Consider the following 24,742-nt stretch of genomic DNA (forward strand, 5'->3'; position numbering starts at 1 on the left):
TTCGCGAGCAAGCTCGCTCCCACAGTTTTTTTGCGGCCGCTTAAATCTGGTTACATTCGCGCGACGATAATCCCGCGATAAATTCCTGACCCACTGCTACGTTTATTCATGAAGGCCGGGTTTCACTTTTCCTTCACACGAGCGCGTTAGGCTCGAGGCACTGGGCATTGGCTCAGGCCCATTCAAGAGAGCGGCAGGGGGATTACGCGATGGATGAATATCAAGAAGAGCTGCTCGAGTACCAGGCGTACGAACTGGACCAACCCGAGCCCGCCGACGACGCCACCGAGCTCTAGCCTTCGCTTGCAGCTTGCAGCTTGCAGCGGCTCCTAAGCTGTCTTGCGGTGACTGCGGCGAAATTCGCCGGGCGTCTGACCGCTCCAGCGTTTGAAGGCGCGCTGGAACGCTTCGGCTGAGGCGAAACCCAGCAGGTAAGCGATCTCGCCGAACGCCAGTTCGGTGTCGCGGATGTAAGTCATCGCCAGGTCGCGGCGAGTGTCGTTGAGGATCGCGCGAAACTGCGTGCCTTCCTCGGCCAGTTTGCGCCGTAACGTCCAGGTCGGCAGCTTCAGGCGTGCCGCGACTTCTTCCAGCTCCGGCTCCCGTCCACCGTTGAGCAACGGCCCCAACAGCTGAATGATGCGTTCGCGCAGGCTGCGGGTTCGCGTCAGTTGCTCCAGTTCGCGTTCGCACAGGTGCAACAGGTGTCGCCAGGTACTCGGACAATGCTCGGGATTGCGCCGTGCAAGGCTGTCCAGGCTCAGGCGCAACTGATTGCCGTCGGCGCCGAACTGGATCGGGCAATCGCCCAGCATGTGATAAGCCTCGCGGTAGTCCGGCTCGGCGAATTCGATCTCGATGCGTTCGGCGCGCAGCGCTTCGTGGCAGACGCTGGAGAGTTGATGCAGCCACCCGGAGACGATCGAGTCCACCACAAAACGGTTGTAGGCGTTGTAAGGGCTGATCGAATAAAAGCGCAACCACGCGCCGTTGGCGTCTTCGTGAAAGCTCGACTGGCCTCGATAGTTGGAACCGTAGAGCGCCTCGAAGCGGATCAGGCAACGGGCGGCTTCGCGCACGGTCGGCGCTTGCGCGGCGGTGACACCGGCCAGTCCGGCCTGGCTCAGGCGACTGAGCCGGCCCATGCGCAAGCCCAGCGCCGAATCGCCGGTCAGCTGAATCGCCGCATGGCCCAGGCGCATGTAGCGTGGGATCGACAAGCGCGCCCCGGCCTCGGCCAGGCGCGCGGGGTCCAGGCCGTATTGTTCCAGCAGCGACTGCGGATCGAGCGCATGACTGCGTACCGCGTCGGCGAGGCTGTGGACAAAGCCTACCGACAGATCCCCGAGGCGCATCGGCAGCGGCTTCATGGCCTTACAACCAGATATTCAACATGCGCGCGCCACGGGCCTCGCCATCGGCGAATTGCTGTCCGTTGCTGCTGATAAAGCTTTGGCCGGCGCCGGAGGTATTCCAGAATTGCCCGCGCAGGAACACGCTGACACCGGCAATCGCGCGGCTGCTCGGCGGTTGTGCGGTCAGGGTCAGCCGACGCCAGGCCTCGCCTTCGCTGACTTCACCGGGTTTGAGGCTGACCGACTTCGGCGTACTCGACCCCTTGTAGCCGCGCCAAGGCTGGTTCCAGGCGTCCTGGCCGAACACCTGCGCCGGCACCGCGACCAACTGCGCGCCTTGCGCGTCGAGTCGACGGTAGTTGTCCGGGTACCAGCTGTCGCTGCCAATCAGTACGCCGAGACGTCCGGCGGGCGTATCAACCACGCCGATCAGGTGCTTGTCCGCGCCTTCGATCACCTCGCGCTGATCGAACACCGGGTGCATCTGCCGTTGCGGCTGGCCGAGCGGCACGCCATCGCGGCCGAATACCACGCTGCTGTTGTACAGCGCACCGCTGCCGGACTTGAGCTGACCGTCACGGATGCTCGGTTCCGGCAGCACGATCGAGCCGGCCACCAGTGTCACGCCAAACTCCTTGGCCAGCCCGCCGAACAGCGCCTGGTAATCCTTGGCCATCGCTGTGGATTTCATCCGCAGGTGCGCGTCGTTGAGCCGGTCGCTGCCCTTGGCGCTGAGCCAGGCGCGCGCAAACAGCAAGGGGTTGCTTGCCGCCAGCCAGTTCATCGCCTCGGTCACGGTCGAGGCCTGATACAACTCGTCTTTTTCGCCGCTGATCATCAACCAGGTGCCGACGTTTTCCGGCAGCACGACGACGGTCTTTTCATTCAACAGGCCTTGATCCTGCGCTTGCTGAAAATACGCTGCGAGTTTGCGGTGCAGACGCTCAGGGCTTTGGTAGTCAGTGGGAAACAGTTCGGGCTGGATGCCCAGCAGATTGCCGCGGTCGGCGCGCGTGCCCTGGTCGAGCGCCAGTTTGATGCGCAGGTCCGACAGGTAATGGCCCGCCGGCCGGTCTGCCGCCCACATGGCGTAGGTGGTCAGGGCGGCGACGATGGCCATGGAAAAAAACAGGTACAGAAGTTTGCGCATGAAATCCAACAACAGCCGGGTACAGGGTGTGCCGACTAGGGTAGGGCGCGCGCCTGCGCTTGCCAAGGGGTGTTGCGCATTTGGATCATTAACTTGTCAGTTACGGTCATTGAGTGACAGCAGTGCGACTCTTAGTCTGTCGCACATGCCTGACGGGGACGTAGACCTCCCGCACCTTTTCCGTGATCGCTCGTTGTGGAGTTACCGATGACCGCCGCTCATTACCCGCACCTGTTGGCCCCGTTGGACCTGGGATTCACCACGCTGCGCAACCGCACCCTGATGGGTTCGATGCACACCGGTCTGGAAGAAAAACCTGGCGGCTTCGAGCGCATGGCGGCGTACTTCGCTGAACGTGCCCGTGGCGGCGTGGGCCTGATGGTCACCGGCGGCATCGGCCCGAACGACGAGGGCGGCGTGTACTCCGGCGCAGCCAAACTGACCACTGAAGAGGAAGCGCTCAAGCACCGCATCGTTACCCGCGCCGTGCACGAAGCGGGCGGCAAGATCTGCATGCAGATTCTCCACGCCGGGCGCTATGCCTACAGTCCCAAGCAAGTAGCGCCAAGCGCAATTCAGGCGCCGATCAACCCGTTCAAGCCTAAAGAGCTGGACGAGGAAGGCATCGAGAAGCAGATCAGCGATTTTGTCACCTGCTCGGTACTGGCGCAGTCCGCGGAGTACGACGGCGTCGAAATCATGGGCTCGGAAGGTTATTTCATTAACCAGTTCCTCGCCGCGCACACCAACCACCGCACCGACCGTTGGGGTGGCAGCTACGAAAACCGCATGCGCCTGCCGGTGGAAATCGTCCGCCGTGTGCGTGAAGCCGTTGGCCCGAACTTCATCATTATTTTCCGTTTGTCGATGCTCGACCTGGTTGAGGGCGGCAGCAGCTGGGACGAGATCGTTACCCTGGCCAAAGCCATCGAGCAGGCCGGTGCGACCATTATCAACACCGGTATCGGCTGGCACGAAGCGCGAATTCCGACCATCGCCACCAAAGTGCCGCGTGCGGCGTTCAGCAAGGTCACGGCCAAATTGCGCGGCTCGGTGAGCATTCCGCTGATCACCACCAACCGCATCAATACACCGGAAATTGCCGAGCAGATTCTCGCCGAAGGCGATGCCGACATGGTGTCGATGGCGCGGCCGTTCCTCGCCGATCCGGACTTCGTCAACAAGGCCGCTGAAGGTCGAGCCGACGAAATCAACACCTGCATCGGTTGCAACCAGGCGTGCCTGGACCACACGTTCGGCGGCAAGCTCACCAGTTGCCTGGTCAACCCGCGCGCCTGCCATGAAACCGAGCTCAATTATCTGCCGGTGCAGCAGATCAAGAAGATCGCCGTGGTGGGCGCCGGCCCGGCCGGTTTGTCCGCAGCGACCGTGGCCGCCGAGCGCGGCCATCAGGTCACGCTGTTCGATTCGGCCAGCGAAATCGGCGGGCAGTTCAACATCGCCAAGCGTGTGCCGGGCAAGGAAGAGTTTTTCGAGACCCTGCGTTACTTCAAGCGCAAGCTGCAAACCACAAACGTCGAGGTGTGCCTGAACACCCGGGTTGACGTGGCGAAACTGGTCGAGGGCGGCTATGACGAAATCATTCTTGCCACCGGTATCGCCCCGCGTGTACCGGCGATTCCCGGGGTCGAGAATGCCAAGGTGCTGAGCTATCTGGACGTGATCCTTGAGCGCAAGCCGGTGGGCAAGCGTGTTGCGGTGATTGGCGCTGGCGGCATCGGTTTCGACGTCTCGGAGTTTCTCGTCCATCAAGGCGTGGCCACCAGCCAGGATCGCGCCGCGTTCTGGAAAGAGTGGGGCATCGATACGCAACTGCAAGCCCGTGGCGGTGTGGCCGGGATCAAAGCGGCACCGCATGCACCGGCGCGCGAAGTGTTCCTGTTGCAGCGCAAGAAAACCAAGGTCGGCGACGGCCTGGGCAAAACCACCGGCTGGATTCACCGGACCGGTCTGAAGAACAAGCAGGTGCAGATGCTCAACAGCGTTGAATACCTGAGCATTGACGATCAGGGCCTGCACATCCGCATTGGCGAAACCGGCGAGCCGCAGCTGCTGGCGGTTGACAATATCGTGATTTGCGCAGGCCAGGATCCGCTGCGTGAACTGCACGAGGGTCTGGTTGCGGCGGGGCAGAATGTGCACTTGATCGGCGGCGCGGATGTCGCGGCGGAGCTGGATGCCAAGCGCGCGATCAATCAGGGTTCGCGCCTCGCCGCAGAACTTTGATTTCGCAGGCCTAGCGTGCCAATGGCTATCGCGAGCAGGCTCACTCCTACAGGTGAACGCATTTCAAATGTAGGAGTGAGCCTGCTCGCGATGGCTGTTCATGAATGGCTAGAATGCCGGCTCTGTCCCGATCGTATGGCCGCCCATGCTTTTGCCTTCCTCCGGCTGGCTACCCCAAGCCTCCCTCCAATACCTTCATCTCGACTGGCTGACCACTGCCGGCATTGAAGTTGCGGTCCTGCGCCTTGATCAAATCGATCCGCTGATCAGCGGCAACAAGTGGTTCAAACTCGTCGAGCACCTTAAAGCCGCTGACCGTGCCGGCGCCGAAGGCATCATCAGCCTCGGCGGGGCGCATTCCAATCACCTGCATGCGCTGGCGGCGGCGGGCAAGCGGCTGGGTTTCAAGACAGTCGGGCTGCTGCGCGGACACCCACAAAACACACCGACCGTGCAGGATCTGCAAGCGTTCGGCATGCAGTTGCATTGGCTGGGTTACGCTGGCTACCGCGCGCGGCACCAACCGGGTTTCTGGATTCCGTGGCTGATGCAATATCCGAACGTGTATGCCGTGCCCGAGGGCGGTGGTGGCCTGGCCGGCGCACTCGGTTGCGCCGCGATCAAACAGCAGGTCGATGCGCAGTTGGCGAGCCTGGGCTGGGAGGATTTCGACGCGTGGTGGCTGGCGTGTGGCACCGGCACGACGTTGGCCGGGCTGGCGCTTGCCGACAATGGCAAGCGGTCGCTGTATGGCGCGTTGGCGGTGCCGGACGATCACGGCGTGGCGCCGAACATCGAGTCGATCTTCGCGCAAGCCAACGACCCCGCGGCGAACTATCAACTGATCGACGCCAGCCGTGGCGCTTTCGCCAAGGTTGACGAGGCATTGCTGACCTTCATCGAGCAGACCGGGCAGGCCAGCGGTGTTCCCTTGGAACCGCTGTACACCGGCAAGGCCTTGCTGGCGCTCAAGCAACACGTCGAAGCGGGCGGATTTGCCGTCGGCACGCGTCTGGTCTTCATCCACACGGGCGGCCTGCAAGGGCGACGCGGATTTGCCACGACGCCCTGAGCTCAGCCGCGCTTGGGCATCATCCGCAGCAGCGTGTTATCGCGCACCACGTAATGATGGTAAATCCCCGCCAGCGCATGCAGGCCGATCAGCCAGTACCCGAGCGTGGCAATCAGCACATGCCAGCCTTCGACCTGCTTGGCGAACGCCTTGTCTTCACCGACCAGCAGCGGTAAGTCGAAACCGTAAAACATTACTTGATGACCCTCGGCGCTGGTGATCAGCCAGCCAAGGATGGGCATGCACAGCATGAACAGGTACAACGCCCAATGCATCAGCCGCGCCAACAGGGTCTGCCAGGCGGGCGAAGCGGGGAAGATTTTCGGCGCCGGGCCAAGGCTGCGCGCGAGCAGGCGAAACCACACCAGCACGAACACGGTAAGGCCGAGCAGATAGTGCATCTCGCGAACCAGCGCACGGCCGCCGCTGCCCTTGGGAAAGAACCCGCGCAATTCCATGCTGGCGTACACCAGCACCAACAACACCAGCATCAGCCAGTGCAGCAACACCGACACGGTGCTGTAGCGTGATTCTGAACTTGTCCACGGCATACGGTGTGTCCTCACAGGTCAGGGGGATGAAACCGACCGTTCTTGAGCGACGGCATGGGTTAACTGTAATCCGCTTTGGCGGATTTGCCTGAGGCTGATTGGCCTTTCCCTGCGCTGGGTCAGCGGTTTGCGCATTCTTCATGAAAAAACGCCAGTGTCGCGAACGACACTGACGTTTTTTTCTACTCAGGCGCGCCGGGCAATCAGCTCGATTGCGGCATCTCACCGTTGGCCAGACGCTGGTTGATGTCGGCAATCACCTCAGGTAAATCGCTGATGGTGTCGATCATGTAATGCGGGCGAGCGTCTGCAAACTGGGCATGGATGCGCTTGCGCTCGCTGGCCAGTTCATCGCTGCCCAGTGCGCGAAAGGCTTCGTAGTCCAGGCCCAGTGCATTGCCGGAACAGATCAGCGCGACCGTCCACATGCCGGCACGGCGACCTTCGAGAATGCCTGGCACGGTGTCGTCGATCTTCACGCAAGCGGCGACATCGTCGATGCCCAGCGCAATCACGTTGGCCAGGGCCTGCGCCGGCCATGGACGGCCGTTCGGTACTTCATCAGTGGCGACCACGTGGTCCGCGACGTAGCCGTTGCGGGCGGCCAGTTCGACGACTTTGTCCATCACCGGCTTCGGATAACCGGAGCAGGAGCCGATCTTGATCCCTTGCTGACGCAGGTGCGCGATGGTGTCCAGCGCGCCCGGAATCAGCGCCGAATGCTCAGCGATCTTTTCGATCTGCAGTGGCATGAAACGGTTGTAGATGGCGGTGACGTCGTCGTCGCTCGGCGTGCGGCCGAACACTTTGCGGTAACGCTCGGCGACTTGTGGCTGATCGCACAGGGTACGAATGTGATCCCACTTGCCCATGCCCATCGGCCCGCGAGCTTCATCAATGGAAACCTGCACGTCGAATTCGGCGAAGGCTTCGACGAAAATCTGCGTCGGCGCAAAAGAGCCGAAATCGACCACGGTGCCGGCCCAGTCGAGGATGGCGGCTTGCAGCTTGCTTGGATTGGTGTAGTTCATGGCAGTCACATTCCTGAGTTGGCAATAAAATTCGGTGTAGGAGCGGGCTTGCTCGCGAAGGCGGTATGTCAGTCGCCATCCATGTTGAATGCGCGACCGCATTTGCGAGCAAGCCCGCTCCCACAGGGGTAAGGCTTCAGATTTCCAGCACTTCCATCTCGCGCAGCACGTCGCCCACCGCGGCGACGGCCTGGCGCATCTCGTCAGGGCTGACATGGCCAATGCAGCCGACGCGGAACGTCTCGACCTGGGTGAGTTTGCCGGGGTAGAGGATGTAACCCTTGGCCTTGACCCGTTCATAGAATTCCTTGAACTGATAACGCGGATCCTGCGGTGCATGAAACGTGGCGATGATCGGCGCCTGAATCGCCGCCGGCAGAAAGCTGCGCAAGCCGAGTTTGCCCATTTCTTCCATCAATGCCTGACAGTTGGCGGCGTAGCGCGCATGCCGCGCCGGCAGGCCCCCTTCTTCGTGGTACTGCAGCAGCGCTTCATGCAGGGCTGCGACCACGTGGGTCGGCGGGGTGAAGCGCCATTGCCCGGTTTTCATCATGTAGGCGTGCTGGTCGTACAGGTCCATTGCCAGCGAGTGCGAGTTTCCAGCCGCTGCGGTCAGCGAGTCTTTGCGCGCGAACACGAAGCCCATCCCCGGCACGCCCTCCAGGCATTTGCCGGACGCGGCGATCAGCGCGTCGAACGGTATTTTTTGCGCATCCACCGGCAGTGCGCCGAAGGAGCTCATGGCGTCGATGATCAAGCGTTTGCCGTGTTGCGCGACCACTTGGGCAATTTCCGCCAGCGGATTGAGAATGCCGGTGCTGGTTTCGCAGTGGATCAGCGCAACGTGAGTGATGTCCGCGTCGGCGCGCAGCAGGCGATTGACGTCAGCGGCGGTGGTGGGTTCGTCTTCAGCGGTTTCGAAGGTGCTGAACGAGCGGCCGAGCACTTCGCAGATTTTCGCCAGACGCTTGCCGTACGCACCGTTGATCAGTACCAGCACTTTGCCGTCGCGCGGCACCAGCGTACCGATGGCCGCTTCGACGGCGAAGGTGCCGCTGCCCTGCAACGGCACGCAGTGATGGCTGGCGGCGCCGTTGAGAATCGCTAAAAGTTGCTCACAAAGGCTGGCGGTCAGTTGATTGAAGCGGTCATCCCACGAGCCCCAGTCAACCATCATCGCCTGGCGGGTGCGGGCCGACGTGGTCAACGGGCCGGGAGTGAGCAGAATCGGTGCGGCAGTACTCATTCGTGTGTCCTCGCGAAAACGCTGTGGGATGAAGCTACGGGGCATACGTTGCAATTCGCCGTGTCATCAATCAAATTGTTTGTTGTTATGCCAGCCATCAGTGAGGGTTATTCATGAACCTGTTTCAGCTGCGCGCCTTCGACGCCGTGGCCCGGGAAGGCAGCTTCACCCGCGCCGCCGCGCGGTTGTTTATCAGTCAGCCGGCGGTCACCGGGCACATCAAGGCGCTGGAAGAGCATTACCAGATCACCCTGCTGCGCCGCACCGCGCGACGGGTGGAGCTGACCGAGGAGGGCACCAAACTGGCAGCGATCACCCGGGCCATGTTCGGTCTGGCGGAAGAGGCGCAGGCCCTGCTGGAAGCCAATCGCCAATTGCTGACCGGCCGCCTGGAAGTCGCGGCAGACGGCCCGCACATGGTCATGCCGATGCTCGCCAGCCTGCGTGCGCGTTATCCGGGGATCACGGTGAATCTGCGCCTGGGCAATGCCCAGGAAACACTGGCAGCGCTGCTCTCGGAACATGCCGATGTGGCCGTGCTGACGCAGGTCGAGCCACGCAAAGGCCTGCATCTGCAAGCGCTCAGCGAGTCGCGGATCTGCGCCCTGGTGCCGGCGGCGCATCCTTGGGCGACGCGTTGCGCTGAGGTGCAACTCAAGGAGCTGGATCAGGTGATCATGGTGCTGCGCGAGCCGAGTTCGATCACCCGTCGCACGTTCGACGAGGCCTGCGCCCAGGCCTCGATTCATCCCCGGGTGTTGCTGGAACTGGACAGTCGCGAGGCCGTCACCGAAGCAGTGGCGGCTGAGTTGGGTGTCGGAGTGGTGTCTTCGGTGGAAGTCAGCCACGACCCGCGCGTGGTGGCGATTGCGCTTGCCGGGGACGGGCTGGTGAACCGGCACATGATTGGCTGCATGGAGCGGCGGCGCGAGTTGCGCTTGATTCAGGCATTTTTTGACCTGGCCCCTGACTGAAGACCGAGGCGACTTATTCGCGAGCAGGCGCCGATGCTGCCTACATGAGACTTTCGCGCACCATATCGAGAAACGTCGCCACCACTCGCCGCGAACTCTGCTCGCGCAAGCACACCAGCGTCTCGGTCAGGCGCCGGGTGCAATCGGTGATCGGCAGGGCGCAGACCCGCGAGTCGGCGCCAAACTCCGCAGCGGAAACCACGCCGACGCCGATCCCCACGACCACCGCCTCGCGCGCCGCCTCCCGGCCTTCAACCTGGATCGCCGGGCGAATGCGAAACCCGGTGCGCGCCATTTCCTCCTCCAGCGTCTGTCGCGTCACCGAACCGTGTTCCCGCAACACCAAGGGTGTGTCATCCAGATCCGCCAGGCAGATCGAGGCGCGATCGGCCCACGGGTGGTTGCGTGAAACAAACGCGACCATCGGGTCGTTACGCAGCGCCACGCACAGCAAGCGCTCATCGCTGACATCACGCCCAAGCAGCGCCAGATCGGCCTGATAATTGAACAGGCGAAACAGCGATTCATCGGTGTTGCCGGTCTCAATCTTCACGCTGATTCCCGGATAGCGCTCGCAGAAACGGGCAATCTGCGGCAGCACATGCACCGGCGCATCCACCGCCAGAATCAGGCTGCCGGTTTGCAGCGCCTGGGATTCCTGCAACAGCTCCTGAGCTTCGGCTTCGATCACAAACAGACGCTGGGTGATCGCGAGCAGCCGCTCGCCGAGGTCGGTCAGGCGCACCGAGCGTTTATTGCGGTGAAACAGCAGCACGCCGAAGCGTTCTTCGAGTTTGCGCACTTGGTCGGAAATAGCCGGTTGCGTCAGGTAAAGGCGCTCGGCCGCGCGGGTGAAGCTTCCATGCACGGCCACGGCGTGGAAGGCTTTGAGTTGGGCGTGGGAAACGGACATGGCGACTCCGGATGACGAGCGCAGCTCCACTCAGTAACAAGCTGAGCTTATGTGTGAAATACGATAAATCGATTTTATTTATTAAACAGTAATTGCTTTGATCGGCTCACGCCATCGCTGACTGCCCGTTCGGGCAGCAGCATTGGCTCATGAGCCTGGGCGTGCAGCAACAGGACTCATCTGACCGTTATCGGCAAAGGGACGCGCTGGTAGCGCAGTGCTCAACAATAAAAAACACAGGCGTTTTTCTTAACGATTCTGCCAGCACACTCACACCCTGAGGTCAGAACCACCATGAACAAGCACATCGGCACCCTTGCGCGTTGGCGCGTGCGGATTTTCGCTATCACCTGGCTCGCATACGCCGCTTTCTATTTCACCCGCAAAGCGTTTTCGGTGGCCAAGTTGGGCATCGCCGAAGACCCGGGCTTCATGCTCGACAAGATGACCATGGCCAATCTCGACGCGATTTATCTGGCGTCTTATGCCATCGGCCAATTCACCTGGGGCATGCTCGCCGACCGCTTCGGCCCACGGGTTGTGGTGCTCGGTGGCTTGCTGATTTCGGCCGCCGCCGCGCTGGTGATGGGCAGTTTCGCCACGCTGCCGATCTTTGCCACCTGCATGTTGATTCAGGGGTTGGCGCAATCGACGGGATGGTCGGGGTTGTGCAAGAACCTGGGCAGCTTTTTCCCGGCGCAGCAACGTGGGCGCGTACTCGGGTTATGGAGTTCGTGCTACGCCTTCGGCGGGCTGGTGGCGTCGCCATTCGCCGGCTGGTGGGCGTACACGCTGATCGGCAGTTGGCATGCCGCTTTCATTTCCAGCGCGGCGGTGGTCGCGGTGGTCGCGGTGCTGTTCTTTATCTTCCAGCGCAACAAACCCGAAGACGTCGGCTTGCCGGCGGTGGAGCCGGAGCCGCTACTCACGGCTGAAGAAACCGCCGCCAACAGCAAACTCAGCGTTTGGGAGCCGTTGAAGGAAATCCTGCGCAACCGCACGGTGCTGGTGCTTGGCCTTGCGTACTTCATGTTGAAACCGGCGCGTTACGCGATCCTGTTGTGGGGGCCGGTGATTGTCTTTGAGCAGATGCCCAGTGTCGGCAAGGTCGGCGCAGCGATCATTCCCACCGCGTTCGAACTGGCCGGATTGCTCGGACCGATACTGATCGGTCTGGCCTCCGACAAACTGTTCGGCGCCCGCCGCATGCCGGCCTGCGTCCTGAGCCTGCTGGCGCTGACCGTGACCCTGGCGCTGTTCATGGCGGCGTTGCAAAGCGGCAGCGTGTTGCTGGTGGTGCTGTTGCTGTTTGTCATGGGCCTGACCCTTTACGGTCCGGATTCGATGATCAGCGGTGCCGCCGCCATCGACTTCGGCAAAGCCAAGGCTGGCGCCACGGCTGCCGGTTTCGTCAATGGCTGTGGTTCGGTCGGGGCGGTGCTGGGCGGATTGTTGCCCGGTTATTTCGATTCGGTAACGGTGTTCATCGTGTTCGCCGGCTGTGCACTGTTCTCGGCGTTGGTGCTGATCCCGCACTGGAACAGTCGCCCGGTCGGTGTCATGGAGCCGCGTGCCGCCATTCCCAATGGCCCGCTGACGATCAAACCGCTGCGTTCCTGAACCCCTTGCCCGGCGGCCTGCTGCGGTGTGCGGCAGGTCGTGGCGCGGCCAACTGACTGGAGAAACCCCATGAGACCGTTCTGGCTGGAGCAGGCCTTGCTGGCTGACCGTAGCGAAACCTGTCCACCGCTACAGGGCGACGTGCGTACCGATGTGTGCATTGTCGGTGGCGGGTACACCGGGCTGTGGACCGCGATCATGCTCAAGCAGCAAAACCCCGAACTCGACGTGCGGCTGATCGAGGCCGATATCTGCGGTGCAGGCGCCAGTGGGCGTAACGGTGGTTGCGCGCTGTCGTGGTCGGCGAAGTATTTCACCCTTGAGCGCTTGTTCGGCGTCGCGGAAGCTGTACGCCTGGTGCAAGAGTCGGAGCGCAGCATCCATGCCATCGGTGCGTTTTGCGAGCATTACGGCGTCGATGCCGAGTACCGTCTCGACGGCACTTTGTACACCGCCACCAACCGAGCACAAGTCGGTTCGACGGACGCGGTGATTGCGGCGCTGGAGCGCAACGGCATCAATTCCTTCAGCCAGCGTCCGCTGGCCGATGTGCAGCGTATGGCCGGTTCGCAAAAGCACCTGGAGGGCTGGTTTTCGCCCGCAGCGGCCAGTGTGCAACCGGGCAAACTGGTGCGTGGCTTGCGCCGCGTCGCGCTGCAGTTGGGCGTGAAAATCCACGAGCAGACGGCGATGACTGGTCTGGAGGAGGGCCGCCCGGCGCGCATCCAGACGCCGAACGGCAACGTGATAGCCGACCGCGTGGTGCTGGCGATGAATGCGTGGATGGCCCGCGCTTTCCCGCAATTCGCGCGCAGCGTGGCGATCGTTTCCAGCGACATGCTGATCACCGAGCCACGTCCGGACCTGTTGCAGCAGATCGGCTTGACCAGTGGCGTCACCGTGCTGGATTCACGGATTTTCGTGCACTACTACCACAACACCGCGGACGGTCGGATCATGCTCGGCAAGGGCGGCAATACCTTCGCTTATGGCGGTCGCCTGTCGCCGGTATTCGACCAGCCGTCACCGTATGCCGGGTTGCTCAAGCGCAGCCTCGACGACTTCTTTCCGGCATTTTCCGAGGTCAAAGTCGACGCGACCTGGAACGGCCCGTCTGATCGCTCGGTCACCGGTCTGCCGTTTTTCGGCCAGATGAGCCGTAGCGGCAATGTGTTTTACGGCTTCGGCTATTCGGGCAGCGGGGTCGGCCCCTGTCACATGGGCGGGCAGATTCTCGCGTCGCTGGTGCAAGGGCTGGATAACCCGTGGACGCGTTCGCCGCTGGTCAATGGTCCGTTGGGCTACTTCCCGCCAGAGCCGATCCGCTATCTGGGTTCGCTGCTGGTGCGCAACGCCATTCGCCGCAAGGAGCGCGCCGAAGACCATGGCCGCCGACCACGGCATCTGGACGTGCGGCTGGCGAAGTTTGCCGCGGCCGCGGGCAAGGCCGACAAAGGCTGAGCGCCCCCTGGTTACTGTTCGCTGCCATTGAGCAGCCAGTCGAGCAGCAGACTGCTGTCGCCAGTGGACGGTGGTTCGCGCGGCGGCAGCTTGCGCGAGTGACCGAGCAATATGATCGGCCGGTCCGGATCGCCGTCGAGGAAACTGACCCACACCTCGCTACCGGCGCCGGGCAACTCGTCAGCCGCAATACGCCCGTTGACCCGCGTCATGGCGATGGGCAGCCAAACCGCATCGCTATCATCAGCGTGCGCCTCGGTCTGCGGCCACAGTTGCACGGCGATACGCCCTTGCGCGTCGAGTTGCGCCGGCTGTCCTGACGCGCCGAGCACGCGCGCCAAGTGATAGCCGACCACGCTGGGGCGTTGTTGCTGCAGCGGCGGGCGGAAGTCGCTTGACCAGGGTTGAGCGCTAAAGTCGTTGTGATAGCGCTGCACCACGCAGGTCGGGTCAAGAATCGACGGCGATTGCCCCTGATGGCGCACCGAGGTGATCCGCCAATGCTCGTTGAAGTGGCTGATCGGGTGTTCGGTGACCATCAGCAAGCCTGCGCTACGCAACGCACAGCAGTCGCTGCGGCCCTCGATGGAGCGCAACCGACAACGCTGTCGTTGCAGATGACGACGGCTGCGCTGTTCGAGGTGAGATTGTTCAGGCGAAGGCCTCAAGGGCGGCGGATCCGCGGCCACCTGATTGGCAGCGTCTTGATAGGCCGCTCGCTGCCCGCGGTCACGCACCCGCGGCAGCGCAGCCACGGGGGCGGCGTGATGCTGCTGATACAACGCGCTGACACAGGGCGACGGCGTCTGCTCATCGGCCTTGAATGCCAGCGGGAGTGGTTCTTGCGGCAGGCTCAGGCTGTCATCGGCAAACACCACGACATGTCCGGCAGGGCCGTGTTCGAAGTGATAGTGAATGCCTTCTTCTTCGCACAAGCGTTGGATCAACGCGAGATCGCTTTCCTCGTACTGGACGCAAAACGGACGTGGCGGGTACTGGCCCACGCTCATTTCGATACGGTAGCCGTCGCCCGGCAGGGCGTTTTCCGCCATCAAGCGCTGCAGGATCTGCGGCACGCTAAGTTGGGTGAACACGCGCCGTTTACTCCCTTGCGCCAATCTTTGCAGGTGCGGCACCAGACTCAGGCGATAGCCGACACGATGCGTGCCGCGATGCTCGCAACTGGCACTGGCGATCAGACCGTGAATGCCATGGTGCGCACTGAGGTGCAAAAAGGCCGGCTGGTGCAACAGCGTGCCGGGCGCAATCGCCGGGGCGACGCCGATCAACCGCAGGTCAAAGCGATACGGCTGGTTGAGCGCTTCTTCACCGCGAAAGCGCAACACCGGCAGGCGCAATCCGCTGTCGGTCAGGGTGAGGGTGAAGGGACTTTCCTTGTCATTGAGCATCGAGCGGGCTCTGTCAGGCGATTCGGGCCACAGAGGGTACGAAACCGCCGGGCCGAATGGTCATGTCAAAGCGGTTTTTCAGAAGAGTCCTACGGGGTTTGGTGAAGATGTCGATCCGGCACCGGCATTTTCTGGTCGATTGCCGACTTTAGGCCGTATAAACTTGCGCCACGCGTCGGCCAATAGATGTCTCGGCGCCACAGATCAAGAGAGTGAGTAATGGGCGCACAGTGGAAGGTTAAACACAAAGAAGCGGCAGCCAACGCCAAGGGCAAGATCTTCGGCAAGCTGGTGAAGGAAATCACCATCGCGGCCCGCAACGGTGCCGATACCGCCACCAACGCGCATTTGCGTCTGGTGGTCGAACAGGCCAAGAAAGCCTCGATGCCAAAAGAAACCCTGGACCGCGCGATCAAGAAAGGCGCCGGTCTTCTGGGCGAGACCGTGCAATACCATCGCGTCACCTACGAAGGTTTTGCCCCGCATCAGGTGCCGCTGATCGTCGAGTGCGTGACCGACAACATCAACCGCACCGTGGCGGAAATCCGTGTGGCCTTCCGCAAGGGCCAGTTGGGCGCTTCCGGTTCGGTGGCCTGGATGTTCAACCACGTCGGCATGATCGAAGCCTCGCCGGACACCCCTGACGCCGATCCGGAAATGGCCGCGATCGAAGCCGGCGCCCAGGATTTCGAACCGGGTGACGAGGGCGCAACGCTGTTCCTGACCGATCCAACCGACCTCGACGCCGTGCAGAAAGCATTGCCGGAGCAGGGCTTCACGGTGTTGTCGGCGAAACTGGGCTACCAGCCGAAGAGTCCGGTCAGCGGCCTGAGCGACGAGCAAATGGCAGAAGTCGAAGCGTTCCTCGAAGGCCTCGACAACCATGACGATGTGCAGGACATGTTTGTCGGTCTGGCGGGCTGATCTGTTTCGCCAGTAAGCACTTCTTCGCGGGCAGGCTCGCTTCCACATTGGAAGGTATTTCAACTATGGGAGCGAGCCTGCTCGCGAATGACCGCGCAGCGGTCACAGACCCTCTAACACCTCGCTGATTTCGCTGAAACCTGGCCGCCCCAGCACATCGGCCTGACAACAGCGCCGCTCCAGTTCCTCCAGCGCCACACGCCGCTCGACACTGAACCCCGCGTCGATGCGCGCCAGCAATTCCCCCAGCAGCACACCGAACGCGCGCACTTCAAGGCGTTGCAGGGCACGGCTTTGCGGGCTGTCTGCGGTGGCGTGAAACGACGCCGCACCAAAATCCCCAAGCAGGCAATCGCCCTGATCGTTGACCAAAATGTTGTGCCCGTAGAGATCGCCGTGGGTGATGCCTTGCGCGTGCAAGTGTCCGGCTGCCGAGGCGATGCCCTTGGCAATGCGCAAGGCGACGCCGGTGTTCAAGCGCAGGTCGTCGGCGTAAACATCGCGCGAACAAGACGCGAGGCTGGGCAGTCCGGCGAGGTTGCGATAACTCGGATCAATCAGCTGCATCACCAGCCCTTGCTGCCCATCGGGATGGTCGACGATGCGCCCTTCGACCCGGATCAGGTTCGGGTGCCGACCTGCGGTGATGCAGGCGTTCATCTCGTGCAGCGGCGAGCCGTCACTGGTCATTTGGCCTTTGTAGAGTTTCACCGCCACCGGGACAGAAACGCCATCGCCGCGCTGCCACTGCGCCCGGGAAATCACCCCGGACGCGCCTTCGCCCAACTGTTTTTCGAGGCGCAGCGCCGCCCAGTCGATGCGTGGTGTGGCTTCAAGGGCGGCGGCGTCAGCTTCGGTTTCCAGAGGATTACCGGCGTAGGCCAGCCACGTCAGGCTCGGTAGGGTCAGCAGCCAGTGCGGCAGCTCCGTGAGGCGGTTGGCCGCAACGCGGATCAGTTCCAGACGCAGGCAATGACTCAGCGACGAGGGCAGCGTTTGTAGCCGATTTCCCGAGAGCATCAGTTTTTGCAAGTGAGGCCGTTCACCGAGTTCGCTCGGCAGGGTCTCGATGCAGTTATCGGTCAGGATCAGCCAGCGCAGCAGCGGGGGCAGGGCGGCACCGGGGACGTCGTCGATGCGGTTGGCCTTGAAGCCGATCATCGTCAGCGCCGTACACCGGCCCAGGCACGCGGGCAGTTCGGTGAACAGATTGTCGGAGCAGAACAGCACGCGCAGGCGAGTCAGTCGATGCAGGTCATCCGGCAGGCGATCCAGGGCGTTGCCGCTGAGGTTGAGCACCTCCAGCGTGTCAGCCAGATCGAAAATCTCGCGCGGGAATTCGGTCAGACCGCCGGACAGATCCAGCCGCGTAATGCCTGACAGCTCGCCGGCGCGCAATTGAGCAAGGGTGTGCATGGTGAGGTTCGCTATTGATCAGTGGAACGGCGCCTGGGCGCTGGGGATGGGCGACATGATAACGGCAAAGCGAATGACGGATTTAACGCGATGCTGGAATCACAGCAGATATTGTAGGCCTTCGCCTGCTCGCGAAAACGGTTTGTCAGTCACATCATCAGCATCTGAAAGAGCGCTATCGCGAGCAGGCGAAGGCCTACAGGGGGCCGGGTGTCAGGCTGATTTGGGAGTTTCCTGCAATTGCCCCAACCGACTGCGCGTGCGCGCCAGGTCGATGGCGTTGCCTGCCAGGCTCTGGCACAACGGCAATCGGCCAAGCAAAGTCAGGTGTTTGTCCTGATCGTAAAGCACGTCGATCAGGTTGATGAAGCGCTGCTGCACAGCGATGGGGCAGCCATCCAGTGCCGGCAAGCCATCGATGATCCACTGATCGAAACGCTGGCACAGCTGCAGGTAATCCATGACGGCCGTCGGCTGTTCGCACAGATCGCCGAAGGTAAAACCGACCCGACGCTCTTCGCACAAGCGCGCCTGCAGGTGGCGGGTGCCGACCGCGAGCGTCAGGGCCGGCGCGGTGTCCGGCGGCACGTTCAGGGCCTGGCGTTGGGCCGGCGTGGCGGGCCAGACGTAATGTCCCTGGGTGAACCGCTGATGCGCATGGCGCCGGGCCTGGCTGCGATAGTCGTGAGGACCACCCACCTCCATCACCTGCATACGCGCATTGATCAGTTCGATCACCGGCTTGAAGCGGGCGTGATAAAGCGGATTGGGCAGCAGCCCTTCCGGCGCGTAGTTGGAAGTCAGTAACAGCACGATCCGGCGCTTGAACAATGCCTTGAACAGGCGACTGATGAGCATCGCGTCGCCGATATCGTGGACATGAAACTCATCGAAACACAGGACCTGGCAGTCTTGCAGCCATTCGTCGAGCGTGACCTCCAGCGCGTCCTCCAACTGACGGTGGCGGAACATGTCCTGATGCAATTGGGCGAAGAACTGATGGAAATGCAGGCGGCGTTTGCGGGTGATCGGCAGTGCCTGGAAAAAACCGTCGAGCAGCCAGCTCTTGCCGCGCCCGACCGGGCCGTACAGATACAGGCTGGGCGGCGTGCGCGCGCGGCTGTCGAGCAAAATACTGGCCTGCTGCGCCATGCAGTCAATCACCTGCTGCTGGCTGCGGCTGAGGGTGTAACCCTGCTGGTGGGCCTTGTCGCGGAAATATTCGCGGATCGACCGGGCATTGCCATCAGGCGCCGCGCTGGCGGCCAGGCCCTTGCCGAACAAGCGCTGCAACACCGGCCAGCGTTGGCTCAATCGTGATCGTCTGGTCGGTCGGGCGGGCACGCGGGGCAGACTCCTGGTTGATTGGGCCGGCTCCACCGGGAGCGCGGCGGTCCCAGTTTAACCAGAGCTCGGGCGCCAGCTCCATGAAATATGCACGATCCCGAATGTAAGAGCTGACGAGTGCAGGGTGGTATTTCAGAACGGTGGTGATTGCTTGAGCAACTGCGCCGCCGGTGAGTCCGTCGGGCTGACCAGCGCATAGTTGTAGCCGGCACCGGACCAATAGTCAGCCTGCAAATCGCCATCGTTGCGACTGCCCCGCGGCAGGAACGTATTCTTCGGCCCCGGCGGGCGCACGTAAAAACTCACTTTGTGGCCGTTGCCATCCTCGTACATCACCATCGCCGCCGGACCTTCGTCGGTGCTCAGCAAACGCCCGCTGACCGGCTCGAACCCGGCGTCTTTGAGATCCGGCAAGCGCCCGGCCTGCTTGAAATAACCGTCGAGCCAGCGCTGCATGTCGCCGTCATCGTCGACTTGGTAATCAGCCGGCAGCATCCCTTGTTGGGCTATCAACCGATAAGCCTGCAAGGCGTCGGTCATTGGCAGCGCGGTGGGGCGTGCGAGGGTCATTTCCCTGGCCTGCCAACCACTGAAGCCGCCGATGCCGACCGCGATCAGCAACACGGCCGCGCTGGCCAGATGGCGTCGGGATTGCTGCCGGCGGCGCTGGCGGATCAGCACCGGATCCAGTGCCGGATTGGCCGGTTGCTGCAAGGCGCCACCGAGCGCCGCGCGCAGCTGCTGGGCATCCTGCTGCCAGGCGCGCACTTGCGCCGCTTCCTCGGGGTGGCTGGCCAGCCAGGTTTGCAGCACGCGCCGGTCGGCGTCGCTGAGCTGGTGGTCGACGTAGGCGTGCAAGTCACGCTCGCTGGGAGGCAGGCTGATCATTTGAGTATCCGCAAAGAAGGGCTGCTGATTTCGCCGTCGCTGAGTTGGCGCAAGGCCTGGCGGGCGCGGGACAGGCGCGACATCACGGTGCCGGTCGGGACGCCGAGGATCTCGGCGACCTCTTTATAGGCAAGGCCTTCCACCGACACCATCAGTAGCAGGGCGCGTTGTTCGGTGGGCAAGCGATCGAAGGCTTGCAGGGTCGAGCGGGCGATAACGGTGCGCTCTACCGACGGTTCGGCATCCTCGCGCCCGGTGAAGAATTCGAGCATTCGCGCATAGCGCCGAGCGCGGCGATGGGCATCGAGAAATTGCCGATACAGGATCGCGAACAACCAGGCGCGCAAATCGCCGTCGGTGCGTTTGGCGCCCCACGCTGACAGCGCTCGTTCAAGGCTGGCCTGGACCAGATCGTCGGCACTGCTGCTGTTGCGCGTCAGGGACACGGCAAAGCGGCGCAGCCGCGGAATGATTTCTCTCAACTGTTCGTCGAATTCGCTCATGAAATTCTACTAGTCACTACGCTGTGGACTAGGAAGACGTCCGTCACTGGAGGTTATTCCACGTTCGGAAAAATAAACACTGCGCCATGGAATAAACCCTGACGGCGCGCGTCTTGCTGATTCTTCCTACCTATGGCCGTTGGCCTGGAGAGTTTCATGGTTGATCGCTCGTCTCCCCACACCTCACCGCCCGGCAGGCCACCGCGCCAGCCATTGAGTGCCGCGAGTCTGGTTTTGCGTCTGGGCGGCATCGCCGTGGTAGTCGCCGCCGTTGCCGGGGCGATGGCCTACGTGCATGGCAACTTCGACCCACAGCGATTGACGCCCAAGGCCCTGGTCGATGTGCTGGAAAAGAACAACGGCGTGCATCATGGTTTTCGGCGCAACCACGCCAAGGGCGTCTGCGTGATCGGCCATTTCGAGAGCAGTGGCGAGGCTCGGGCGTTTTCTACTGCGCAGGTGTTTAATCAACCACAGACGCCGGTGGTCGGACGCTTCGCCTTGCCGGCGGGCAACCCGTATGCGCCGGACAGCGCCGTGCCGATCCGCAGTCTGGCGCTGCGCTTCACTCAGGCGGACGGCCAGCAATGGCGCACCGGGATGAACAGCATGCCGGTGTTCCCGGTGGCCACTCCCGAAGCGTTCTACCAATTGCAGCAGGCGCAGTCACCGGATCCGGCCACCGGTAAGCCCGACCCGACGAAGGTCCCGGCATTCTTTGCTGCGCACCCGGAAGCCGTGCCGTTCCTGACGTGGGTGAAGGCCGCCAAGCCGTCGGCCAGTTACGCCACTGAAACCTATAACAGCGTCAATGCGTTTTACCTGGTCGACGCCAGCGGTAAAAAGCAGGCAGTGCGCTGGAGCATGACGCCATTGGCGCAGGACGCGGCAGGTGCCACCGCCCCTGAGGGCGCGGACTTTCTGGAAAAGGATCTGGTGCAACGCTTGGCTGCTGCACCATTGCGCTTCCAATTGAACATCACCCTGGCCAACGCCGGCGATCCGGTAAACGATGCCAGCAAATCCTGGCCCGTCGGGCGCAAGGTGCTGAACGCCGGTACGCTGGTGCTGGAGAAAACCCAGCCGCAGCTCAGTGGTGAGTGTCGCGACATCAACTACGACCCGCTGGTGTTGCCGGCCGGGATTCAAGGTTCTGACGATCCATTGCTTGCCGCGCGTTCCGCCGGTTACGCCGATTCCTACCTGCGTCGCACCAGCGAAGTCAGCCAGTTGCCCGCGGCCAAACAGGAGGCTCGTCCATGAGCGCTCAACCGACTCATTTCGCCTTGCTGGCGCGCCTGTTGCACTGGCTGATGGCGCTGATGATCATCGCCATGCTGTTTATCGGCGCCGGGATGGTCACTTCGGTGTCGTCTCGCCATGAGTGGCTGATCCATCTGCACAAGCCCTTGGGTATCGCGATTCTGGCGCTGGTGATCGTGCGCCTGCTGGTGCGTTGGACCACGCGCCAGCCGCCGCTGCCCGATGATCTGCCGGGCTGGCAAGTGCTGGCAGCCAAGGGCTCCCATGTCTTGTTGTACGCGTTGATGCTGGTGTTGCCGCTGCTCGGCTGGGCGATGATCAGCGCTTCGGGCGAGCCGGTGATGCTCAGTGCCTCAGTGCATTTGCCGTCAATCGTGCCGGCCGATGCACAGCTGTTTGCGTTGTTGCGCAAGGCCCACGGTTATCTGGCCTATCTGCTGTTTCTGACGGTATTGGTGCACTTGGCGGCGGCACTGTTTCATGGCTGGGTGCGCCGTGATGAGGTGCTTGAGAGCATGTTGCGCGGGCGCGATCACGGCTGACCCTCAAAGCAAAAGATCGCAGGCGGGCTGCGATCTTTTGTCATTACAGGGGAGGGCGATCAGCGCAGGGTATCGACCATGTCGGCGAGAGTGGTCAGCACGTCTTTGCCCAATTGCTTCGAACGTTTGCCCGACCAGCCGGTGAGCTTGTCCGGGTGGTCGTCGTGGTCCTTGAACGGCATCTCCAGCGTCAGCGACAGGCAGTCGTATTTCTGCCCGACGCTGTTGCAGGCCAGTGTCATGTTGGCCTGACCCGGTTCGTCACGGGTGTAGCCGTAGGTGGTCTGGAAGTCTTTGGTGGTGTGCTTCAGGTGGCTGCGGAAATGCTCTTCGAGCTTTTCGATGCGCGGCGTAAAGCCAGGGTTGCCTTCACAGCCGGCGGTGAACACGTGAGGAATGGTTTCGTCGCCGTGTACGTCGATAAACGCATCGACGCCATATTTTTCCATCTGTTGCTGGACGAAAAGCACTTCCGGGCTGATTTCCTGACTGGCGCTCTGCCAGGCGCGGTTCAAGTCCTGGCCCATGGCGTTGGTGCGCAGATGCCCGTGGAAGGCGCCGTCCGGGTTCATGTTCGGCACCAGATATAGATCGGCGCTGGCCAGGAGTTTGTTCAGCAGCGGATCGTCCTGACGTTCCAGGCGCTCAATCACGCCTTCCATGAACCATTCAGCCATGTGCTCGCCCGGATGCTGCTGGGCGATAATCCAGATCTTGCGCTGGCCTTCGGCACCGCTGCCTTTGCGCAGCAACTGGATGTCACGGCCTTCGACGCTTTTGCCGGTCGCCAGCAGTTCGGTGCCAGCCTTGCTCAGCGCTTGCCCGATCAGCCAATCGTGACGGCCACGGCTGTAAGGTTCGAAATAGGCGAACCAGGCGTGGGTTTGCTCGGCTTCGAGGCAAAAGCGCAGGCTGTCGCCTTCGAAACTGGTGGGGATGCGGAACCAGTTGACGTGATCGTACGACGCCACCGCTTGATAGCCCGGCCAGCCTTTGCTGTAGGTCGATTGGCTGGCATTGACCAGGCGAAACCAGTGTTCCTGATGAACATGCAGGCCGCTGGCCTTGAAGTGGAACCACTGAAAATGCGCGCTGCGTGTATCCGGGCGGATGGCCAGCACCGGATTGAGCGGATTACTGATGTCGATGACTTGGATATTGCCGCTGTCGAAGTTGGCGCTGATATCGAATGAAGATTTGGCCACAGTCATAATCGAATCCTGAATATGATTTTTATGGCGGCTACTTTACACGCAAGACAGCGGTGAAACCGAGGGGAATCGCGGGGGGGCGTCCTCCATGACGCGAAGGCAGCTTAGAGACTGTGCGATTGATTCTCAAGTGCTAATTGTCGTTAGTTTGACCCAATGTGGCCGGGCTCGGCTTGCCAACCGATATTCTTTTGATATTATCCGCGCCATCGAATTTGCAGCACCCAAAGACTTCATTAGCCTGAAGACACAAGCCCGAAAAACGGGCAAAAAAAGACCCGGCAAAAAGCCGGGTCAAAAACCGTGATTAGCCTGATGAGGAGATAGTCCAGAAGACCGACCTAAGGTCTCTGGTCTATCGACTGATCTCGCGACCAGTTGCTTGCAATAATAATCATTATCATTTGCAAGTCAAATGTTTTTATCTGCTCGATTGGAAAATTCTTTCCTGTCCGTTTGAGCTTTCGTGGCTCAGGCCTCATCGCCGTCAAGCGAGTGGTCGACCATCGCCCGCGCCATATCCACCATGTGCACCACCGAGAACGCCAGATCACGACTCGCGCCTTGCAGGTTTTCGGCGGCTTTGAAGGCTGTCGCCGCGGCGCAGCGCAACAGATCCGAGGCATGCACCAGCGCTTCCTCGCCGCTGAGGTGGCGCCTGACATCGAAAAAACGCTCATCGGCCTGAGGTTCTGAAACAGTTGGTTTCAAGTAATAGTCGAGCGCTCGCTGGGCCGCGGCGGTGCCTTGGGGCGAGGTGAAGGTGGTGTCCATTTGCAGATCGGGCAGGTCTTTGCTGTTGATGTTCATCGTGAGGGGCCACTCCGTGTTGGATTGAAAGTCCGTCCGCTCAGGATAGTACGATCCGTAATTGTGACTTGAATTTTAATACTACAATATGTGTTTTGCGGGCCGCAGGCTCCCGCGTAAGGTGCCGCACATGGATAAATGGATTGAGTTGGTCAAGGCCAAAATGAGTGAACTCAAAATCACTCAAACAGAGCTCGGAGAGCGCGTCGGCATGTCCCAGGGCGGCATCGGTCATTGGCTGAACAAACGTCGCGAGCCGGGCATTACGCAAATGAACCGTGTGCTGCAAGCGCTGGGCATGGAATTTCTGGAAGTGGAGCTGGTGATCCGCGAGCCGCAGCTGACGCCTGCGGACGAAATGCCGCTGGCGCAAAAGTACAACCCGTACTTCCGCTACCCGGTAAGTGATTGGCGTACCCCGTGCGAAGCGCGCGAGAGCGATCAGACCGCCTATGCGCCCGCCTCAGGCAAGCAAAGGTTCGAACTGACGGATTACCACGCCCGTGGCGCCGCGTTCTGGCTGACGGTGGCCGGCGATTCGATGACGGCACCCAGCGGCCCGAGCGTGGCCGAAGGGATGTTGATCCTGGTCGATCCGGCAGCGGAGGCGCTGCCGGGCAAACTGGTCATCGCGCAGTGGCCCGACAGCGACGAAGCGATTTTTCGCAAACTCGACGAAGAGGGCGGCCAGCGTTACCTGGTGCCGCTCAACCCGACCTGGCCGAAAGCGCTGTTCACCGACGAATGCCGAATCCTCGGTGTCGTGGTCCAGGCAACGGCACGTTTCTAGGCCGATCGATCCGCGTCTG

22 protein-coding genes are annotated in these 24,742 nt (G+C 61.9%); 9 read left to right on the forward strand and 13 right to left on the reverse strand.

Annotation, left to right across the window (positions count from 1 at the left end; genetic code table 11):
* Positions 1–329: 329 nt before the first annotated feature.
* Together HU739_RS01100 and HU739_RS01105 are read right to left on the reverse strand one after the other, a co-directional pair.
* Positions 330–1,370: an AraC family transcriptional regulator gene (locus tag HU739_RS01100; RefSeq protein WP_186549841.1), complete on the reverse strand. Its 1,041-nt coding sequence runs from the start codon at positions 1,368–1,370 to the stop codon at positions 330–332.
* 4 nt (positions 1,371–1,374) lie between these two features.
* Positions 1,375–2,505: a carbon-nitrogen hydrolase family protein gene (locus HU739_RS01105; RefSeq protein WP_186549843.1), complete on the reverse strand. Its 1,131-nt coding sequence runs from the start codon at positions 2,503–2,505 to the stop codon at positions 1,375–1,377.
* A gap of 207 nt (positions 2,506–2,712) precedes the next feature.
* On the opposite strand from HU739_RS01105, the gene HU739_RS01110 reads away from it, so the two are divergent.
* On the forward strand, positions 2,713–4,752 hold the full coding sequence (locus tag HU739_RS01110) for an NADPH-dependent 2,4-dienoyl-CoA reductase (RefSeq protein WP_186549845.1): 2,040 nt from the start codon (positions 2,713–2,715) through the stop codon (positions 4,750–4,752).
* 145 nt (positions 4,753–4,897) lie between these two features.
* Positions 4,898–5,824, forward strand: a complete 927-nt coding sequence (locus tag HU739_RS01115; RefSeq protein ID WP_186549847.1) for a 1-aminocyclopropane-1-carboxylate deaminase/D-cysteine desulfhydrase — start codon at positions 4,898–4,900, stop codon at positions 5,822–5,824.
* 2 nt (positions 5,825–5,826) lie between these two features.
* On the opposite strand, the gene HU739_RS01120 is transcribed toward HU739_RS01115, so the two are convergent.
* From HU739_RS01120 to HU739_RS01130, 3 genes are all read right to left on the reverse strand, one after another.
* On the reverse strand, positions 5,827–6,375 hold the full coding sequence (locus HU739_RS01120; protein ID WP_186549849.1) for a cytochrome b: 549 nt from the start codon (positions 6,373–6,375) through the stop codon (positions 5,827–5,829).
* A gap of 203 nt (positions 6,376–6,578) precedes the next feature.
* Entirely contained in the window at positions 6,579–7,406 is an 828-nt protein-coding gene (phnX, locus tag HU739_RS01125) for a phosphonoacetaldehyde hydrolase (RefSeq protein ID WP_186549851.1), read from the reverse strand.
* A gap of 136 nt (positions 7,407–7,542) precedes the next feature.
* Positions 7,543–8,652, reverse strand: a complete 1,110-nt coding sequence (locus HU739_RS01130) for a 2-aminoethylphosphonate--pyruvate transaminase (RefSeq protein WP_186549853.1) — start codon at positions 8,650–8,652, stop codon at positions 7,543–7,545.
* 113 nt (positions 8,653–8,765) lie between these two features.
* Here HU739_RS01130 and HU739_RS01135 point away from each other — a divergent pair, with 113 nt between their 5' ends.
* Complete coding sequence (locus tag HU739_RS01135; protein ID WP_186549855.1) at positions 8,766–9,626, forward strand: LysR substrate-binding domain-containing protein; 861 nt, start codon at positions 8,766–8,768, stop codon at positions 9,624–9,626.
* 40 nt (positions 9,627–9,666) lie between these two features.
* Here the strand turns inward: HU739_RS01135 and HU739_RS01140 are convergent, their stop codons facing one another.
* The gene (locus HU739_RS01140) at positions 9,667–10,539 is read right to left on the reverse strand and encodes a LysR family transcriptional regulator (protein ID WP_186549858.1); all 873 of its coding nucleotides are present in this window, start codon (positions 10,537–10,539) and stop codon (positions 9,667–9,669) included.
* A gap of 294 nt (positions 10,540–10,833) precedes the next feature.
* Between HU739_RS01140 and HU739_RS01145 the strand changes: the two genes are divergently transcribed.
* Entirely contained in the window at positions 10,834–12,159 is a 1,326-nt protein-coding gene (locus tag HU739_RS01145; protein WP_186549860.1) for an MFS transporter, read from the forward strand.
* A gap of 69 nt (positions 12,160–12,228) precedes the next feature.
* Positions 12,229–13,620: an FAD-dependent oxidoreductase gene (locus HU739_RS01150; RefSeq protein ID WP_186549862.1), complete on the forward strand. Its 1,392-nt coding sequence runs from the start codon at positions 12,229–12,231 to the stop codon at positions 13,618–13,620.
* Between the two features lie 11 nt (positions 13,621–13,631).
* Here HU739_RS01150 and HU739_RS01155 read toward each other — a convergent pair whose 3' ends face one another.
* Positions 13,632–15,029, reverse strand: coding sequence for a type VI secretion system Vgr family protein (locus HU739_RS01155; RefSeq protein ID WP_186549871.1), 1,398 nt, complete (start codon positions 15,027–15,029; stop codon positions 13,632–13,634).
* 219 nt (positions 15,030–15,248) lie between these two features.
* Between HU739_RS01155 and HU739_RS01160 the strand changes: the two genes are divergently transcribed.
* Positions 15,249–15,953, forward strand: coding sequence for a YebC/PmpR family DNA-binding transcriptional regulator (locus HU739_RS01160; protein WP_186549873.1), 705 nt, complete (start codon positions 15,249–15,251; stop codon positions 15,951–15,953).
* 102 nt (positions 15,954–16,055) lie between these two features.
* Here the strand turns inward: HU739_RS01160 and HU739_RS01165 are convergent, their stop codons facing one another.
* The 4 genes from HU739_RS01165 to HU739_RS01180 form a co-directional block, all read right to left on the reverse strand.
* Positions 16,056–17,369, reverse strand: coding sequence for a leucine-rich repeat-containing protein kinase family protein (locus HU739_RS01165; RefSeq protein WP_186549875.1), 1,314 nt, complete (start codon positions 17,367–17,369; stop codon positions 16,056–16,058).
* Between the two features lie 213 nt (positions 17,370–17,582).
* A complete protein-coding gene (gene zapE / locus HU739_RS01170; RefSeq protein WP_186549878.1) occupies positions 17,583–18,713 on the reverse strand; it encodes a cell division protein ZapE in 1,131 nt (376 codons plus the stop codon).
* Between the two features lie 135 nt (positions 18,714–18,848).
* Positions 18,849–19,604: an anti-sigma factor family protein gene (locus HU739_RS01175; protein WP_186549880.1), complete on the reverse strand. Its 756-nt coding sequence runs from the start codon at positions 19,602–19,604 to the stop codon at positions 18,849–18,851.
* Positions 19,601–20,107, reverse strand: a complete 507-nt coding sequence (locus HU739_RS01180) for a sigma-70 family RNA polymerase sigma factor (RefSeq protein WP_186549882.1) — start codon at positions 20,105–20,107, stop codon at positions 19,601–19,603. The genes HU739_RS01175 and HU739_RS01180 overlap by 4 nt, the downstream gene beginning before the upstream one ends.
* Before the next feature lie 156 nt (positions 20,108–20,263).
* Between HU739_RS01180 and HU739_RS01185 the strand changes: the two genes are divergently transcribed.
* Together HU739_RS01185 and HU739_RS01190 are read left to right on the forward strand one after the other, a co-directional pair.
* Positions 20,264–21,370 carry a catalase family peroxidase gene (locus HU739_RS01185; protein ID WP_186549884.1) on the forward strand — a complete coding sequence of 369 codons (1,107 nt, stop codon included), beginning with the start codon at positions 20,264–20,266 and terminating at the stop codon, positions 21,368–21,370.
* Positions 21,367–21,912 carry a cytochrome b gene (locus HU739_RS01190; RefSeq protein WP_186549886.1) on the forward strand — a complete coding sequence of 182 codons (546 nt, stop codon included), beginning with the start codon at positions 21,367–21,369 and terminating at the stop codon, positions 21,910–21,912. The genes HU739_RS01185 and HU739_RS01190 overlap by 4 nt, the downstream gene beginning before the upstream one ends.
* A gap of 59 nt (positions 21,913–21,971) precedes the next feature.
* Here the strand turns inward: HU739_RS01190 and HU739_RS01195 are convergent, their stop codons facing one another.
* Both HU739_RS01195 and HU739_RS01200 read right to left on the reverse strand, forming a co-directional pair.
* Positions 21,972–23,123 (reverse strand): M14 family metallopeptidase, encoded by a 1,152-nt coding sequence (locus HU739_RS01195; RefSeq protein WP_186549888.1) that lies wholly within the window; start codon positions 23,121–23,123, stop codon positions 21,972–21,974.
* A 471-nt stretch (positions 23,124–23,594) separates the two neighbouring features.
* Positions 23,595–23,933: a DUF6124 family protein gene (locus HU739_RS01200; RefSeq protein WP_186549890.1), complete on the reverse strand. Its 339-nt coding sequence runs from the start codon at positions 23,931–23,933 to the stop codon at positions 23,595–23,597.
* A gap of 130 nt (positions 23,934–24,063) precedes the next feature.
* Between HU739_RS01200 and HU739_RS01205 the strand changes: the two genes are divergently transcribed.
* The gene (locus HU739_RS01205; protein WP_186549892.1) at positions 24,064–24,723 is read left to right on the forward strand and encodes a LexA family protein; all 660 of its coding nucleotides are present in this window, start codon (positions 24,064–24,066) and stop codon (positions 24,721–24,723) included.
* Positions 24,724–24,742: the final 19 nt, after the last annotated feature.

This window comes from Pseudomonas hamedanensis (assembly GCF_014268595.2).
Classification (GTDB): domain Bacteria; phylum Pseudomonadota; class Gammaproteobacteria; order Pseudomonadales; family Pseudomonadaceae; genus Aquipseudomonas; species Aquipseudomonas hamedanensis.